General features: G+C 55.3%; 14 protein-coding genes and 2 pseudogenes. 11 read left to right on the top strand and 5 right to left on the bottom strand.

Annotation, left to right across the window (positions count from 1 at the left end):
• Positions 1–38: 38 nt before the first annotated feature.
• Together B9K09_RS06275 and B9K09_RS06260 are read left to right on the top strand one after the other, a co-directional pair.
• Positions 39–266, top strand: a pseudogene (locus B9K09_RS06275) (transposase); the annotation flags it as partial.
• Positions 267–745: 479 nt separating this feature from the next.
• A pseudogene (locus tag B9K09_RS06260) lies at positions 746–1213 on the top strand (AI-2E family transporter); the annotation flags it as partial.
• An 85-nt stretch (positions 1214–1298) separates the two neighbouring features.
• On the opposite strand, the gene umuC reads toward B9K09_RS06260, so the two are convergent.
• The 4 genes from umuC to dcd form a co-directional block, all read right to left on the bottom strand.
• On the bottom strand, positions 1299–2573 hold the full coding sequence (umuC, locus tag B9K09_RS06255) for a translesion error-prone DNA polymerase V subunit UmuC (protein WP_087515999.1): 1275 nt from the start codon (positions 2571–2573) through the stop codon (positions 1299–1301).
• A complete protein-coding gene (locus tag B9K09_RS06250; RefSeq protein ID WP_087515998.1) occupies positions 2566–2991 on the bottom strand; it encodes a LexA family transcriptional regulator in 426 nt (141 codons plus the stop codon). The genes umuC and B9K09_RS06250 overlap by 8 nt, the downstream gene beginning before the upstream one ends.
• A 317-nt stretch (positions 2992–3308) precedes the next feature.
• Positions 3309–3536: a hypothetical protein gene (locus B9K09_RS06245; RefSeq protein ID WP_087515997.1), complete on the bottom strand. Its 228-nt coding sequence runs from the start codon at positions 3534–3536 to the stop codon at positions 3309–3311.
• 608 nt (positions 3537–4144) lie between these two features.
• The gene (gene dcd, locus B9K09_RS06240) at positions 4145–4711 is read right to left on the bottom strand and encodes a dCTP deaminase (protein WP_087515996.1); all 567 of its coding nucleotides are present in this window, start codon (positions 4709–4711) and stop codon (positions 4145–4147) included.
• A 335-nt stretch (positions 4712–5046) separates the two neighbouring features.
• On the opposite strand from dcd, the gene B9K09_RS06235 reads away from it, so the two are divergent.
• Positions 5047–5256 carry a cold-shock protein gene (locus tag B9K09_RS06235; protein ID WP_010484518.1) on the top strand — a complete coding sequence of 70 codons (210 nt, stop codon included), beginning with the start codon at positions 5047–5049 and terminating at the stop codon, positions 5254–5256.
• 119 nt (positions 5257–5375) lie between these two features.
• Here B9K09_RS06235 and apbC read toward each other — a convergent pair whose 3' ends face one another.
• On the bottom strand, positions 5376–6467 hold the full coding sequence (apbC, locus tag B9K09_RS06230) for an iron-sulfur cluster carrier protein ApbC (protein ID WP_087515995.1): 1092 nt from the start codon (positions 6465–6467) through the stop codon (positions 5376–5378).
• 170 nt (positions 6468–6637) lie between these two features.
• On the opposite strand from apbC, the gene metG reads away from it, so the two are divergent.
• From metG to nth, 8 genes are all read left to right on the top strand, one after another.
• Positions 6638–8680 (top strand): methionine--tRNA ligase, encoded by a 2043-nt coding sequence (metG, locus tag B9K09_RS06225; protein ID WP_087515994.1) that lies wholly within the window; start codon positions 6638–6640, stop codon positions 8678–8680.
• Positions 8681–8858: 178 nt separating this feature from the next.
• Positions 8859–9443: an electron transport complex subunit RsxA gene (gene rsxA / locus B9K09_RS06220; protein WP_087515993.1), complete on the top strand. Its 585-nt coding sequence runs from the start codon at positions 8859–8861 to the stop codon at positions 9441–9443.
• Positions 9440–10030, top strand: a complete 591-nt coding sequence (gene rsxB, locus B9K09_RS06215) for an electron transport complex subunit RsxB (protein WP_087515992.1) — start codon at positions 9440–9442, stop codon at positions 10028–10030. The genes rsxA and rsxB overlap by 4 nt, the downstream gene beginning before the upstream one ends.
• Positions 10027–12528, top strand: coding sequence for an electron transport complex subunit RsxC (gene rsxC / locus B9K09_RS06210; RefSeq protein WP_087515991.1), 2502 nt, complete (start codon positions 10027–10029; stop codon positions 12526–12528). Before rsxB ends, rsxC begins: the two co-directional genes overlap by 4 nt.
• Positions 12529–12542: 14 nt before the next feature.
• Positions 12543–13574 carry an electron transport complex subunit RsxD gene (gene rsxD / locus B9K09_RS06205; RefSeq protein WP_087515990.1) on the top strand — a complete coding sequence of 344 codons (1032 nt, stop codon included), beginning with the start codon at positions 12543–12545 and terminating at the stop codon, positions 13572–13574.
• A gap of 30 nt (positions 13575–13604) precedes the next feature.
• Positions 13605–14231, top strand: a complete 627-nt coding sequence (rsxG, locus tag B9K09_RS06200; protein WP_177408705.1) for an electron transport complex subunit RsxG — start codon at positions 13605–13607, stop codon at positions 14229–14231.
• Positions 14231–14944 carry an electron transport complex subunit E gene (locus B9K09_RS06195; protein WP_087515988.1) on the top strand — a complete coding sequence of 238 codons (714 nt, stop codon included), beginning with the start codon at positions 14231–14233 and terminating at the stop codon, positions 14942–14944. The genes rsxG and B9K09_RS06195 overlap by 1 nt, the downstream gene beginning before the upstream one ends.
• Entirely contained in the window at positions 14941–15579 is a 639-nt protein-coding gene (gene nth, locus B9K09_RS06190; RefSeq protein WP_087515987.1) for an endonuclease III, read from the top strand. Before B9K09_RS06195 ends, nth begins: the two co-directional genes overlap by 4 nt.
• Positions 15580–15586: the final 7 nt, after the last annotated feature.

The raw sequence follows: 15586 nt of genomic DNA, 5'->3' as shown, positions 1-15586 counted from the left end.
CCATTTAGGCGAGAATACACGCCAGATCGAGGTGTCCTATGACCAAACAACGCCGTACCTTTTCCCCTGAATTCAAACGCGAGGCTGCCGACCTCGTACTCAAGCAAAACTACAGTTTCATCGAAGCCAGTCGTTCACTCGGCGTTGGTGAGACAGCACTACGTCGCTGGGTCGATCAGCTTCAGCAATAGCGAACAGGCGTTACCCCCAAAAGTAAGGCGCTGACTCCAGAGCAGCAAAAAATCCAAGAACTGGAAGCTCGAATACGCACACCGTCTCAGGCGGCGTACGACTGAAGCTACGTAGCCAAGTGAATGGGCTGTTTACCCGCGGGCGAAGTGCTCCGGGAAGCCATACAGAAGGAACAGGCAGTGACAGGTATGCGCTGCCGATCGAAGGAGCTTTGATATGTATGCAGAGTTCTGGGACAGCAGAATCCATCACAGATCGGACTGCTGCCTTCTGTCAACTTGCAGCAAGCAAGGATAAAGAGTGCGATGGGCAGCCTCCTCAACATGCTTGAGTCCAGATAGGTGAACCGGGGAAAGCCCATTACATGGCGAAGGGGTGCAGTTTAAATGTGTTTGCCAAGCGAATTAACTGACCTAATAAGGTGAAGACCTTTGATAATCAGCGAAATGCAACGCAAGCTTGCCACATGGGCAGCAACAGATCCGCCACAACGGATTGACCGGTTGCTGCGCCTGATAGCACAGCCGGACTGGCTGGCAGCCACAGCTTTATTACCCTGTGTACCGCAACTATTCGCGCCGTTGCCCAAGGTGTCATCGGTATTGCCTTTATCCAGCTGGTGGTGATTGGCATCGGCTTTATCGTCATGGGTATTCCCGGGGCTGGCTTGCTGGCGATGGTGGTATTACTGCTGGGCATCATGCAGTTGCCTGTGCCTTTGGTCACGATCCCGGTGATCGCCTTTGTGTTCTTCACCGAGGGCGCCACACTGGCCACCATCATATTCGCCATCTACACCTTTATCGGCGGCTTGCTCGACAACATCCTCAAGCCGATGCTGTTGGGCCGCGGGGTTGACGTACCCATGCCGGTGATTCTCATCGGCGCCTTGGGCGGGATGTTGGCGGGCGGTATTATCGGCTTGTTCATTGGCCCAGTCGTGTTAGCCGTTGGCTACAAATTGTTCTGGCAATGGATCGATGCCGGAAAGGCGCCTGCAGTGCAAACCGAAAGCGTTACGCAGGATACGGCAATAAGCACGGCAAAGAGCAGCACACACCGTCGCTACTGTGCGGCGGTGTGGTACTGCTGGGGCCTGAGACGCATTACTCAACCCGCCACAGTTGATCCAGCCGAGTGGTATACCCCGGGCTCATCAACTCGCGGCGCATGCCCCACTCCGGCGCTACCGGCACGCCACAGGGGCGCACGGTGCCTTTACCCCACTTGGCATTAATGGAGTCGAGAACCTGCATTACTTTTTCGCTTGTGGCGGTTTGAGCGCCAGTGAACATATCGTCAGTAAACTCACCGCGCTGACACAGCTCAAGCAACAGCACTTCGGCTTTGCTGAAGGCATAGCCCGGACGAAACGCATCAACTACCCCCTCCATCGCGACCTTGGTGATCAACCGCGTATCGTCGGTCGGGTAAGGCAAATCGCAGACCACGCCTCTAGCGAACTTGGGTTCATCGGAGTTGTACATACCGGTGCGAATACTCACTCTGACCTTTTTACACAACGACCCTTGAGCGCGTAGTCTTTCACAGGCGAGTGCGGTGTACGTGGCCACAGCCTCACGTATTGGTTCGATGCTTTTCAAGCGATGGCCAAACATTCGGCTGCAACAAATTTCCTGCTTGGCCACGGTCATCTCTTCAAACTCTAAACAGGGCGTACCGCGTAGTTCGTGTGCGGTTTTTTCGACGACAACGCTAAAGCGTTTACGCAGCGTCCAAGGATCTGCCTGGGCAAGATCCCAAGCAGTCTTAATCCCCATGCGGATCAAGTGCTCAGTCATACGTCGGCCTACGCCCCATACATCACTTACCTCACAAGCTTTGAGCAGTTTGTCGCGCCGCACCGAATCAGTGATATCAACGACCCCACCCGTCTGGCGCTGCCAGCGCTTGGCCGCATGGTTCGCCAGCTTGGCTAAGGTACGAGTGCCTGCAATACCGACCCCGACCGGCAACCCCGTATAGAGCTGCACTCTACTGCGGATTTGCTGCCCCAACGGCTCAAATGGTGGCGCCATACCGGTCAGATCAGCAAAGGCTTCATCAATTGAATACACCTCAACAGCGGGAACCAGCCCCTCAATAACTGCCATCACCCGCTGGCTCATATCGCCGTACAGCGCGTAGTTACTGGAGAACGCGAGGATGCCGTGCTGCTTGAGGCGCTCTTTTATCTGAAAATAAGGCTCGCCCATTTTCACGAAAGGCTTGGCGTCGGCGCTACGGGCGATAACGCAACCATCGTTATTACTCAGCACCACAATCGGCACTCTGGCGAGGTCGGGGCGAAATACTCGCTCACAGCTGGCGTAGAACGAGTTGCAATCAACCAACGCATAAACGTTGCGCAGTTCAGACATGCTGGCGCACGCTGTAGTGCATAACACCCCAAACGCTGAACTCATCGCCAGTCAGCACGTGTCGCGGCGCATAGGCGGGGTTTTCCGATCTGAGCACATACACGCCATTTTCTTTGTGCAGGCGTTTTACCAACGGCTCGTTATTCAATGCGGCAATTACGATATGTCCGGGTTTGGCTTCGGTTGCGCGGTCAACCACGCCCAGATCACCATCAAAAATTCCGGCGCCGATCATGCTGTCGCCAGCAACTCGCACCAAAAACGTCTGCGGGAGACGTAGCCCGAGCAACTCATCCAGAGAAATTTCGCGCTCAATATGATCCTGCGCCGGTGACGGAAACCCAGCAGGTACATGAAAGGAATAAAGCGGCAACTCACCTCCCGCAATAAGCTGGAGGCCGTGGTACTGAAAATACATGACGAAAGCTCATAAATACTGGTTACATATACAGTATCTTTTAAATATTGCTTACGCCAAAAATTTCAGACGAATCACCCACAATATGCAGGTGCAAACACCTATTCCGTAAAAGCCTTTGTCGAGTAACGCACCGCGCGCCGAAGACAAATAGCAACCATTTATCGGGATCCGCTGAACCAAACGCGCAGCCGTCAGTCAGACATTATGGACTTACTCCATGATCATCTTTAGGGCGCCTCTGGCGTCCTTTCTTTTGCCTGAACATTTGTTTGCCTCGCATTGGCCAAGCCAAGCGCAGGGAATGACAACTACGGTTACTCTTGCGATATCCCGGTCACGGTAATTGCGTACCGCTCCAAGAGCTGCACAGCAGGCGTTTGATCCTCATGCGGAAGCTCTTTCGGAGGCAGAGCTTTAAGGTTTTGCTTGGCCATGCGCAACACCCGTTCAACAGCTTCATCGATGCTGGGCTTTTGCGCTGATTCAAACTCGAGACTCTCGGCACTTTCATCGTGGTTATAGGTAATTCGCCAAACCGGCATAATGCCTCCTCAATCAAACGTTATAAGCATCTCACCGCAATACGGCCTATATCATTAGAAAGCACATAGTGGTGACAGTTCGTTAACGTTACATATTGAAAGGTATTCGGACGTCTAGCGTTGAGACTATCCGGCTCCCTGCGGTCACCCGACCCGTTTGTCGTCATTCGACAAGTTTCTGGCATCAGTTGGCAATTTTTTCTCTATCACAGGGTTAATACTGGTGTCACCGAGCAGTAAACCGAACACGCCAATGCACGTCTCTGTTCAGCTTTAGAGACTGGGTTCGGTACGCTGCACGCACCATTAGCTCTATGGTATTGAGGTGGAAGGCGCATGCAGACCACCTATTTTTTTGCCTGAAGTTTGCCCTCGCGCACAACTCCACCTGCTGACCGCGACTGAGTAACCGGACAGGCATAAAAAAGCCCCGCACCAGGCGAGGCTCTTGAAAACCTGTGAACTTAGGGAGCTTCTGAAAAAGGTAGCGAGCGACGATAGTACAAGGCAAAAAAATGCGAAAAAGCGGAGTTTAGTTGGCCTAAATGAGCATTTTGAGCAGTTTTTTAACGCAGTAATATCTAGCGCAGTAGTTTTTCAGAGGTTCCTTAGGCTTTTGGCAGGGTCACGCCGCGCTGACCTTGGTACTTACCGCCGCGGTCTTTATAAGACACTTCGCACTCTTCATCCGACTCCAGGAACAGCATCTGCGCCACGCCTTCGTTGGCGTAGATTTTCGCTGGCAGCGTTGTGGTATTGGAGAACTCCAGTGTGACGTGGCCTTCCCACTCGGGTTCAAGCGGGGTGACGTTAACGATGATGCCGCAACGCGCGTAGGTGCTCTTGCCGAGGCAAATAGTCAGTACATTGCGCGGAATGCGGAAGAACTCAACGGTTCGAGCCAAGGCAAACGAGTTCGGCGGAATGATGCAAACATCACTTTTCACATCAACAAAACTTTTTTCATCAAAGTTTTTAGGATCAACAGTCGCCGAGTTGATGTTGGTGAAAACCTTAAATTCATCCGCACAACGCACGTCGTAACCGTAGCTCGAGACACCGTACGAAATTAATCGCTCGCTGCCCTCAGTACGTACTTGGCGTTCAACGAAAGGTTCGATCATGCCCTGTTCTTGGGCCATGCGGCGAATCCACTTATCCGATTTGATGCTCATGGCGGGCGTCCTGAATGTTAGTAATGAAACAAATGGTGAAAAAGTGAGCGCATCTTACCGGGGCTGGCGATAGGGTTCAAAGGCTGGCGTCGAATGTACAAAAATTGAGCATTTTTTGCTCCATCAGTCGCTAAATAACAGAAAGGTGCACACAGTGTTCGCGCTTAGCGTGAAAAACGAGTATGGTGCTTCCACTGTGCTGCATGTGTCACCGCGAATCGCTACTTGATGCCTAGATTTCGATCCAAACATCGTCCGACTCCTAGTACTCGTTGCACTCAGTCCCGGCCTGGTTTTTTCCAGGGCTGTATATTACTTTTGTTAGGAGATTACACATGTCTAATCGTCAAACTGGCACCGTTAAGTGGTTCAACGACGAGAAAGGTTACGGCTTCATCACTCCACAATCTGGTGATGACCTGTTCGTACACTTCAAAGCTATCCAGAGCGATGGCTTCAAGAGCCTGAAAGAAGGCCAGCAAGTAACTTTCGTGGCCACTCGTGGTCAGAAAGGCATGCAAGCTGAGGAAGTACAAGTTATCTAACTTGTCCTCCCTATAAAAAACCCCGCTTCGGCGGGGTTTTTTTATGCCTGCAGAAACCGTCATCAGGCCAGCAACAACAATAAGAACAACCCCGGCGCACCGGGGCTGCTGCTTGTCTATCAGTCGTCGCTAACCGAAATAGTCGGCATGGCTTGGGCTGTAGCGCCGCTTTGAGCAATACGTGCACCGACTGTGCGCGCAGTTTCCTGGTAAATCATGGCGATCTGGCTTTCCGGGTCGGCAATGGTCGTGGGCTTGCCACCGTCAGACTGCATGCGAATCGCCATCGACAGCGGCAACGAGGCCAACAGGTCGACATCAAACTGCTTGGCCAGCTTCTCACCACCGCCTTCACCGAACAAATGCTCGGCGTGACCGCAGTTCGAGCAAATGTGCACGGCCATGTTCTCAACCACGCCCAGCACCGGAATATTGACCTTGCGGAACATCTCCACGCCTTTTTTGGCATCAAGCAGCGCCAAGTCTTGCGGCGTAGTCACAATCACCGCACCGGCAACCGGGACCTTCTGCGCCAGTGTCAGCTGGATATCTCCGGTGCCTGGCGGCATATCCACCACCAAATAATCCAAGTCAGTCCAGGCGGTTTGCGTGATCAACTGAATCAACGCGCCGGATACCATCGGGCCACGCCACACCACGGGCGTGTTCTCGTCGGTCAGAAATGCCATCGACATCACTTCAACGCCGTGCGCCTCAAGCGGCACGAACCATTTCTGATCCTTGACCAGCGGCCGCGTGCCTTCGGCGATACCAAACATGATGCCTTGGCTCGGGCCATAGATATCAGCATCGAGAATGCCGACCTTGGCGCCTTCACGGGCCAAGGCCAGTGCCAGATTCGCCGCAGTGGTCGACTTGCCGACGCCACCTTTGCCCGAGGCAACCGCAATAATATTTTTAACATTGGCCAGCGCAGGCACTTGCTCTTGCGCTTTGTGCGCAGCAATCACGCAGTCAATCTGCACTTTTGCAGCATCAATACCCTCGAGATTGGTCAGCGCCATTTCCAGCACCTGCGCCCAACCACTCTTGAACAAACCGGCGGCGTAACCCAGTTCAAGGCGCACGTTGACTTGGCGGCCCTGAATATCAATCTCTCGCAGACAACCGGCACTGACCGGGTCTTGGTTTAAATGCGGATCGGTGTACTGACGCAGAGTGGCTTCAACTACTTCACGGGTGACAGACATGAAAACTCCCAAACAAAGGTCAAGTAACGCAGCCCCAGCATGTTACCGCAAAGCCTGACTTGCAACAGATGCCGACTTTTCCACCTTTCGGCAACTGCGCGGGATGAAAAAAAATGGTCAGGGCTATATAGTTGTCGACTTCCTTTGATTTACCAGTGCAGCCGATCTCTATGTCTGAAGCCCGCAAGATTCTCGTTACCAGCGCCCTGCCCTACGCCAATGGCTCGATTCACCTTGGGCATATGCTCGAGTACATCCAGACCGACATGTGGGTGCGCTTCCAGAAGTTGCGCGGAAATCAGTGCATCTATGTCTGCGCTGACGATGCTCATGGCTCGGCCATCATGCTGCGCGCAGAGAAAGAAGGCATCACTGCCGAACAATTGATTGATAACGTCAAAGCCGAGCACACCGCCGACTTTGCCGATTTCGGCGTAGATTTCGACAACTACCACTCAACTCACTCCGATGAGAACCGTGAGCTGTCTGCCGCCATCTATCTGAAGCTACGCGACGCTGGCCACATTGCCACTCGCTCGGTGACCCAGTATTTCGACCCGGAAAAAGGCATGTTTCTGGCGGATCGCTTCATTAAAGGCACCTGCCCGAAATGCGCGACGCCAGACCAGTACGGCGATAACTGCGAGAAGTGTGGCGCAACCTACGAGCCCACTGAGCTGAAAGACCCGCGCTCGGCTATTTCTGGCGCAGTACCAGTGCTGAAAGAGTCCAAGCACTTCTTCTTCAAGCTGCCTGAGTTTGAGGCCATGCTCAAGCAATGGACTCGCGGGGGGGCATTGCAGGATGCAGTCGCCAACAAGCTCGCCGAATGGCTCGACTCTGGCCTGCACGAGTGGGACATCAGCCGTGATGCGCCGTACTTTGGCTTTGAAATCCCAGATGAACCGGGCAAGTACTTTTACGTCTGGCTGGATGCACCCATTGGTTACATGGCCAGCTTCAAGAACCTGTGTTCACGCCGTCCGGAACTGGACTTCGATGCGTTCTGGAACAAAGACTCCAGCGCTGAGCTGTACCATTTCATCGGCAAGGACATCGTTAATTTCCACGCCCTGTTCTGGCCAGCCATGCTCGAAGGCGCAGGCCTGCGCAAGCCAACTGCGGTCAATGTACACGGTTACTTAACGGTTAATGGGCAGAAAATGTCGAAGTCGCGCGGCACCTTTATCAAGGCGCGCACTTACCTCGACCACCTCAACCCGGAATACCTGCGTTACTACTACGCCGCCAAGCTGGGCCGTGGCGTTGATGACCTCGACCTCAACCTCGAAGACTTCGTGCAGAAGGTCAACTCCGACCTGGTAGGCAAAGTGGTCAATATCGCCAGCCGTTGCGCCGGTTTTATTCACAAGGGCAACGCCGGTGTATTGGTCGCCAGCAATGCAGCACCTGAACTGACAGAGGCTTTCCAGGCGGCAGCACCAAGCATTGCAGAAGCCTACGAGGCCCGCGACTTTGCCCGCGCCATGCGTGAAATCATGGGCTTGGCCGACCGCGCCAACGCCTGGATTGCTGACAAAGCGCCGTGGTCGCTGAACAAGCAGGAAGGTAAACAGGAAGAAGTCCAGGCGATTTGCGCCCAGGCGATCAACCTGTTCCGCCAATTGGTGATATTCCTCAAGCCAGTGCTGCCAAACCTTGCCAGCGATGCCGAGAAGTTCCTCAATGTTGAGCCACTGCACTGGGATGACTACAAAACCCTGTTGGCCGACCATCAATTGAATCCGTTCAGCGCTCTGCTGACCCGTATTGAACCTGCGAAAATTGAAGCCATGATCGAAGCCTCCAAAGAAGACCTCGCCGCTGCTGAAGCCAGCAACCAGCCCGCCGGCAACGGTGAACTGGTCAAAGAGCCAATCGCCGCCGAAATCGCTTTCGACGCCTTTGCCGCAGTTGATTTGCGCGTTGCGCTGATCGAAAAGTGTGAGTTCGTTGAAGGTGCCGACAAGCTGCTGCGCCTGAGCCTGGACATCGGCGACGCCAAGCGCAATGTTTTCTCCGGGATCAAAAGCGCCTACCCAGACCCAAGCAAACTTGAAGGCCGCCTGACCCTGTACGTAGCCAACCTGGCCGCGCGCAAAATGAAATTTGGCGTATCCGAAGGCATGGTTTTGGCTGCGGGCCCCGGCGGTGAAGAAATTTACCTGCTCAGCCCAGACAGCGGCGCCAAGCCGGGCCAACGGGTTAAGTAGAACGGCCAACACTGGCGCTCTGTAACCGAGCAGCAGCGCCAGTCAGCACCTGCCACCAGCGGTGCTAGGCTTATAGGCGAATAACACTCAAACCAATGCTGGCTTGAGTGTTATTTTCCTGTCACCGATAATAAACACTCTTTTTATACGGCCTTTGCCCGTCCAAACGGTACCCGCAATGACCGAACTCGCACTGATTCTGGTTAGCGCCATCCTGGTCAACAATTTCGTGTTGGTGCAGTTTCTTGGCCTGTGCCCATTCATGGGTGTGTCGAAGAAAATCGAAACCGCGATTGGCTTGTCCTTGGCGACCACGTTCGTTCTGACCCTGGCCGCCATGTGCAGTTATCTGGTCCAGCAATACGTGCTCAAGCCGCTGGATATCGAGTTTCTGCGCACCATCAGCTTTATCCTGGTGATCGCCGTTGTGGTGCAGTTCACCGAGATGGTGGTCAACAAGACCAGCCCCCTGCTCTACCGCGTGCTGGGAATTTTCCTGCCGCTGATCACCACCAACTGCATCGTGCTGGGTGTTGCCCTGCTCAACGCCAACAAGAGCGAGTTCACTTTTATCACCGCCACCGCCAACGGTTTTGGCGCCGGCCTTGGTTTCTCATTGGTGCTGGTGTTGTTCGCCGCCATGCGCGAGCGAATTGCCATTGCAGATGTACCCAAAACATTCGAGGGCGCGGCCATCGGCATGATCACCGCGGGCTTGATGTCGTTGGCATTCATGGGCTTTACCGGGTTGATCAAGTTATGAGCCTGGTCATCAGCGCCGTTCTCGCGTTGCTGGCCCTGTGCTTGGTCTGCGGCGCGATCCTCGGTTATGCCGCGGTGCGGTTCAAGGTTGAAGGTGACCCAATTGCCGAGCAAGTCAACGCCCTGCTCCCACAAACCCAATGCGGCCAGTGCGGTTACCCCGGCTGCAAGCCTTACGCTGAAGCCATTGCCGGTGGCGACAAGATCAACAAGTGCCCACCCGGCGGCGAAGCCACCATTCAAGCACTGGCCGACCTGCTGGATGTCGAGCCAGAACCGCTTGATGCGGTCGAAGGTGAAAAGCCGCAGATGGTCGCTTACATCCGTGAAGCGGAGTGCATTGGCTGCACCAAATGCATTCAAGCGTGCCCGGTGGATGCAATTGTCGGCGCGGCCAAACAGATGCACACGGTCATTGTCTCTGAGTGCACCGGTTGCGACCTCTGCGTAGAGCCTTGCCCGGTTGATTGCATCGATATGATCGAAGTTGGCAGCAGCGTACAAACCTGGAAATGGCAGCAACCACTCGCTCCGGGCCAGATAATCGCGACTGACCGCGCCGATAGCCACAGAGGCGAAGCTGCATGAGCGTGATGCAAATCTGGGATATTCCAGGTGGAATTCACCCACCTGAACGCAAAGACCTTTCCAATAAGACTGGGATCCAGCGAGCGCCATTACCAGCGCGATTGGTGTTGCCGCTTAACCAACATATCGGTGCTCCGGCAGAGCCGGTGGTTGCCGTTGGCGAACCCGTGCTCAAGGGCCAGTTGATTGCCAAAGCCAATGGGTTTATCAGCGTGCCGGTGCATGCACCCACTTCAGGCACCGTCAGTTTTATTGGCCCGCAGCCTTACCCTCATGTCTCGGGCATGCTGGTACCGGCAATCGTCATCGACACTGACGGCCAAGACCAATGGTCTGAGCTGCAACCTTGCAGTGATTATCGCGCGCTTGAACCCAGTGCACTGCTTGAGCTGATTCGCCAAGCCGGGATCAGCGGCTTGGGCGGCGCCGGCTTCCCCACAGCAGTGAAACTGACCGAACGCCCAACGCAAAAAATCCATACGCTGATTATCAACGGTACTGAGTGCGAGCCGTACATCACCGCCGATGACATGCTGATGCGTGAGTTCGCTGCCGAATTGATTTCAGGCATCGAAATCCTTGTTCATCTGGTCAACCCTGAACAGGTGTTGATTGGCATCGAAGACAATAAGCCCGAAGCCATCGCCGCGGTTAAACAAGCGGTAGCCGAGCGCCCCTTTCAAGTCTGCGTATTCCCGACCAAATACCCCTCGGGCGGCGAGAAACAGCTGATCCAGATTCTCACTGGGGTTGAAGTGCCCAGCGGCGGCCTGCCTGCCGACATCGGCATGCTCTGTCAAAACGTCGGCACTGCCGTCGCCGTGCACAATGCAGTGATACTGGGTAAACCGCTGATATCGAGAATCACCACCCTAACCGGCGAAGCTCTGGCACGGCCAATGAACGTCGAGGTATTGCTTGGCACGCCCGTCGGCGAGCTGCTGAACTTTGCCGGGCTGGATGAGCGCGCCCTAAACCGCTTGATCATGGGCGGTCCGATGATGGGCTTTACCCTGCCCAACATCGATGTACCCGTGATTAAAACCACTAACTGCTTACTGGCTTCCAGTGCCGCAGAGTTGCCCGCTCCCACCCCGGCGATGCCATGCATTCGTTGCGGTGAATGTGCAGAAGTCTGCCCGGCCAGCTTACTGCCGCAACAGTTGCACTTTTTTGCCCTCGGCCAAGATCACGAACAGCTCAAAGCGCACAACCTGTTCGATTGCATCGAGTGTGGCGCCTGCGCCTACGTTTGCCCTTCGAGCATCCCCCTGGTGCAGTATTATCGCGCCGCCAAAGGTGAGATTCGCGACCTTGAGCAAAAACAACTCAAGGCTGAACAATCCAAGCAGCGCTTTGAATTACGCCAAGAGCGCCTGCGTCTTGCCGAAGAGAAGAAAGAGGCCGAGCGCAAAGCCCGTCTGGAACGCGCCGCCCTAGCCAAGGCCGCGCAAGCAGACAACCCGGCGCTTAAATCTACAGAAGCTACAGCAGCGCCAAAGGCAAGCGGCCTGAGCGATGAATTAAAGAAACTGAAAATTCAGGCGAGCATGGCGCAAGTCGCACTGAAAAAAGCCGAGAAACAACTCGCCACTCACAACACACCAGAACTGCATGCACAGGTCAGCGAACTGCGCAGCGCCGCAGAAGAAGCGCAAAAAACCTTGGATGCGGCACTGGCCGCCGAGCCGGCCAGCGCATCAACTGCACCCACTGCAAATGATGCCGAGCTGAAAAAAGCCAAAATCGACGCGGCCATGCTCCGCGCACAGTTGCGTAAGCTGGAAAAGATAGAAGCGCCTACCGCCGAGCAGGCCACGGAATTGCAACAGTTACGCAGCCAGCTCGAAGCTGCCGAGAAACTTCTCGCCAGCCTGCAAGCGACACCGGCCCCTGCTCCGGCCAAACCTGCCATTGCAGCAAACGATGACGAGCTGAAAAAAGCCAAGATCGATGCGGCCATGCTCCGCGCGCAGTTGCGTAAGCTGGAAAAGATCGAAGCGCCCACTGCCGAGCAGGCCACTGAACTGCAACAGTTGCGCAGCCAGCTCGAAGCTGCCGAGAAACTTCTCGCCAGCCTGCAGCCACCGGAAAAACAGGCGCCAGCCCAAACAGAGGCAGGCGTAGTTGACCCGCTGAAGAAAGCCAAGATTGAGCTAGCCATGGCCCGCGCAGCGTTGAAAAAAGCTGAAAAGGCCGAGACCGATACAGATCAGCTGAGCACGTTGACGGCCGCAGTGAGTACTGCCGAACAAGCACTGCACGCAGCCGAAGAGGCATCAAGCAAACCAGCGCCACAATTGCAGCGCAGCGACAAGCGTCCAGTTGATGAAGCCACCCGCGCATTGAAAACTGAAGTCGCCTTCGCCCGCGCCGACCTGCGCAAACTTGAGCGCGATGACAACGCCGAAGCCATTGCACTGGAGGCTGCGCGCTCGCGCCTGAGCGCAGCCGAGCAAGCGCTGAGCGCCCATCAAGCCACCGACCCAACCCTTTAGAGACCCAATAACCCATGGCCCTGCCCCGCATCACATCGCCCCACGCCAAGGGCAGCAATCGCACTCAGCAAGTCATGCTGCAGGTGTTGCTGGCGACCGTGCCGGGGATCCTCGCGCTGACATGGCTATTCGGTTTTGGCACGCTGATCAACCTGCTTTGGGCCAGCGTCTGTGCATTAGGCTTTGAAGCACTGATTCTCACCCTGCGTAAACGCCCTGTAGGCTTCTTCCTCAAGGATTACAGCGCCTTGGTCACTGCGGTACTCCTCGCGCTGGCTTTACCGCCTTACGCGCCCTGGTGGCTCACACTGGTCGCCACTGGCTTCGCCATCAGCTTTGGTAAACAACTGTACGGCGGCCTTGGGCAAAACCCGTTCAATCCGGCGATGGTGGGTTATGTCGTGGTACTGGTTTCGTTTCCAGTCGAGATGACCAGTTGGCCTGCACCGCACATGGTTGGCCCGCTGGATGCGTTCCAGCATATTTTTGGCTTTGCCAACCTGCCAGATGGCTGGGCGCAAGCGACAGCGCTGGATGCCCTGAAAATCAATAACAGCCTGACCATTGACGAGCTCTGGGCACAAAGCCCTGCCTTTGGCCGCTTCGGCGGCGCCGGGGTGGAAGTGGTCAATCTTGCCTTCCTGCTCGGCGGCCTGTACCTGCTGCGCAAACGCCTGTTCACTTGGCATGCCCCCGTCGGCATGCTCGCGGCATTGGCGGTAATGAGCCTGCTGTTCTGGAACGGCAGTGGCTCAGACTCACACGGCTCGCCGCTGTTTCACCTGCTCAGCGGCGCGACCATGCTCGGCGCGTTTTTTATCGTCACCGATCCAGTCTCCGGCGCAACCAGCAATCTCGGGCGCTTGCTGTTTGGCATCGGTGTCGGTGTGCTGATCTACGTGATTCGCGCGTGGGGCGGTTACCCAGACGGCGTCGCCTTCGGCGTATTGCTGATGAACCTCGCGGCACCAACCATCGACTACTACACACGGCCACGCACTTATGGTCACCGCAAGCCCACCCGCGGCTTCAAGCTCGGAGAATAACCAGTGGCCTTGCCTGAAATCAGCCGATCGATGATCAAAAACAGCTTGGTGCTCGGACTTTTCGCCGTGGTCACCGTGGGCACGGTGGCGCTCACTCAATTAGGCACGGCATCGCGTATTGAAACTGCTCAACGCGAAGCCCAGGTTCGCGCGCTGGCGGAAATACTGCCTGCCACAAGCTACGACAATCACCTGCTGGATAACGTCGTCGAGGTGTTTGACCCGAAGTTGCTTGGGGTTAAAACGCCGCAAGATGCCTACATCGCCCTGAAGAATGGCCAGCCGAGTGCAATCATCCTCAAAGCCACTGCCCCCGATGGTTACAGCGGCGCGATTCACTTGCTGATCGCAATCAATGCCAATGGCTCGCTGGCTGGCGTCCGCGCCCTCAGCCACCGCGAAACGCCCGGTTTGGGCGACCGCATTGACTTGAGCAAAAGCAATTGGATTTTAGAGTTCAATGGCAAATCCCTGAACAACCCGGATGATAATGGCTGGGCAGTGAAGAAAGATCGCGGCGTTTTCGACCAATTTGCAGGCGCGACTATTACTCCGCGTGCAGTCGTCAAAGCCGTGCATAAAGCCTTGCAGTATTTTGATGCGCACCAGCAACAGCTGTTTGCCACTCAGCGCACGCCCAAACAGGAAGCCAACTGATGGCTAGCACCAGTTACCGCGAAATAACCCTGAACGGCCTGTGGAAGAACAACCCGGGACTGGTTCAACTGCTCGGCCTGTGTCCACTGCTCGGCACCAGCAACTCTACGGTTAACGCCTTGGGCCTGGCTCTGGCCAGTGCCTTGGTGCTGATCTGTTCCAACACGGCTGTGTCGCTGGTACGCGGTGTCGTTAATACCGCTGTGCGCCTCCCCGCCTTCGTCATGATCATTGCCGCACTGACTACTTGCATCGAATTGTTGATGCAGGCCTACACCTACGAGCTTTATCAGATTCTCGGTATTTTTATCCCGCTGATCACCACCAACTGCGTGATTCTTGGCCGCGCCGACGCCTTTGCTGCGAAGAACGACCCCGGCCGCGCCGCATACGACGGCATGATGATGGGTTTAGGCTTTGCCGCGGTGCTGGTGGCCATTGGCGCCATTCGCGAACTCCTCGGCACCGGTATTTTATTTGCCAACATGCAATTGCTGTTTGGTCCGTCTGCGGCTGACTGGCAAATTACCCTGTTCAGCGATTACCAAGGCTTCCTGCTGGCCATTTTGCCGCCGGGTGCGTTTATCGTGCTGGGCTTGTTGATTGCCGGTAAAAACCGTATTGACTCGGTATTGGCCGAGCGCGCCAAAGCCAAGCAGCCTGAGGTTGTTGTGCAGAGTCGCCGCGTTCGTGTGACAGGAGTAATCGAGTGAACGCTGCTAAACGCTACGAAATTTTCCGCCGTCTGCATGAAGACAATCCAGAGCCCAAAACCGAGCTGGCCTACAGCACTCCTTTTGAGCTGTTGATTGCGGTGATTCTCTCGGCGCAAGCCACCGATGTTGGCGTCAACAAGGCCACAGCCAAACTCTATCCCGTTGCCAACACCCCGGAAGCGATTTACGCCTTGGGTTACGACGGTTTGTGTGAGTACGTTAAAACCATCGGTTTGTACCCAAGCAAAGCAAAAAACATTATTGAAACCTGCCGCATGTTGGTTGAGCTGCACAACAGCCAAGTGCCGCAAACCCGCGAAGAACTCGAGGCGCTGCCCGGCGTCGGCCGCAAGACAGCCAATGTGGTGCTTAACACTGCATTTCGCCAATTCACCATGGCGGTCGACACCCATATTTTCCGCTTCAGCAATCGCACGGGCGTGGCGCCGGGCAAGAACGTGCTTGAGGTTGAAAAGAAGCTGCTGAAGTTTGTGCCAAAAGATTTTTTACTCGATGCGCACCACTGGATGATCCTCCACGGACGCTATGTCTGTCAGGCGCGCAAGCCGCGCTGCGGCAGTTGTCGCATCGAAGATTTGTGCGAATTCAAGCAGAAAACATCTGACGATTGATTTTTCA

This window comes from Pseudomonas sp. M30-35, from assembly GCF_002163625.1.
Lineage (GTDB): Bacteria > Pseudomonadota > Gammaproteobacteria > Pseudomonadales > Pseudomonadaceae > Aquipseudomonas.
The sequence above is the reverse complement of the archived record's forward strand: the minus strand, read 5'-3'. Positions and strand labels throughout refer to the sequence as shown.

What these genes read in the sequence shown, in the direction of transcription:
- umuC (WP_087515999.1), bottom strand. Translation starts at nt 2,573, where the DNA reads ATGTCTGAACTGCGCAACGTTTATGCGTTGGTTGATTGCAACTCGTTC.
- B9K09_RS06250 (WP_087515998.1), bottom strand. Translation starts at nt 2,991, where the DNA reads ATGTATTTTCAGTACCACGGCCTCCAGCTTATTGCGGGAGGTGAGTTG.
- B9K09_RS06245 (WP_087515997.1), bottom strand. Translation starts at nt 3,536, where the DNA reads ATGCCGGTTTGGCGAATTACCTATAACCACGATGAAAGTGCCGAGAGT.
- dcd (WP_087515996.1), bottom strand. Translation starts at nt 4,711, where the DNA reads ATGAGCATCAAATCGGATAAGTGGATTCGCCGCATGGCCCAAGAACAG.
- B9K09_RS06235 (WP_010484518.1), top strand. Translation starts at nt 5,047, where the DNA reads ATGTCTAATCGTCAAACTGGCACCGTTAAGTGGTTCAACGACGAGAAA.
- apbC (WP_087515995.1), bottom strand. Translation starts at nt 6,467, where the DNA reads ATGTCTGTCACCCGTGAAGTAGTTGAAGCCACTCTGCGTCAGTACACC.
- metG (WP_087515994.1), top strand. Translation starts at nt 6,638, where the DNA reads ATGTCTGAAGCCCGCAAGATTCTCGTTACCAGCGCCCTGCCCTACGCC.
- rsxA (WP_087515993.1), top strand. Translation starts at nt 8,859, where the DNA reads ATGACCGAACTCGCACTGATTCTGGTTAGCGCCATCCTGGTCAACAAT.
- rsxB (WP_087515992.1), top strand. Translation starts at nt 9,440, where the DNA reads ATGAGCCTGGTCATCAGCGCCGTTCTCGCGTTGCTGGCCCTGTGCTTG.
- rsxC (WP_087515991.1), top strand. Translation starts at nt 10,027, where the DNA reads ATGAGCGTGATGCAAATCTGGGATATTCCAGGTGGAATTCACCCACCT.
- rsxD (WP_087515990.1), top strand. Translation starts at nt 12,543, where the DNA reads ATGGCCCTGCCCCGCATCACATCGCCCCACGCCAAGGGCAGCAATCGC.
- rsxG (WP_177408705.1), top strand. Translation starts at nt 13,605, where the DNA reads ATGATCAAAAACAGCTTGGTGCTCGGACTTTTCGCCGTGGTCACCGTG.
- B9K09_RS06195 (WP_087515988.1), top strand. Translation starts at nt 14,231, where the DNA reads ATGGCTAGCACCAGTTACCGCGAAATAACCCTGAACGGCCTGTGGAAG.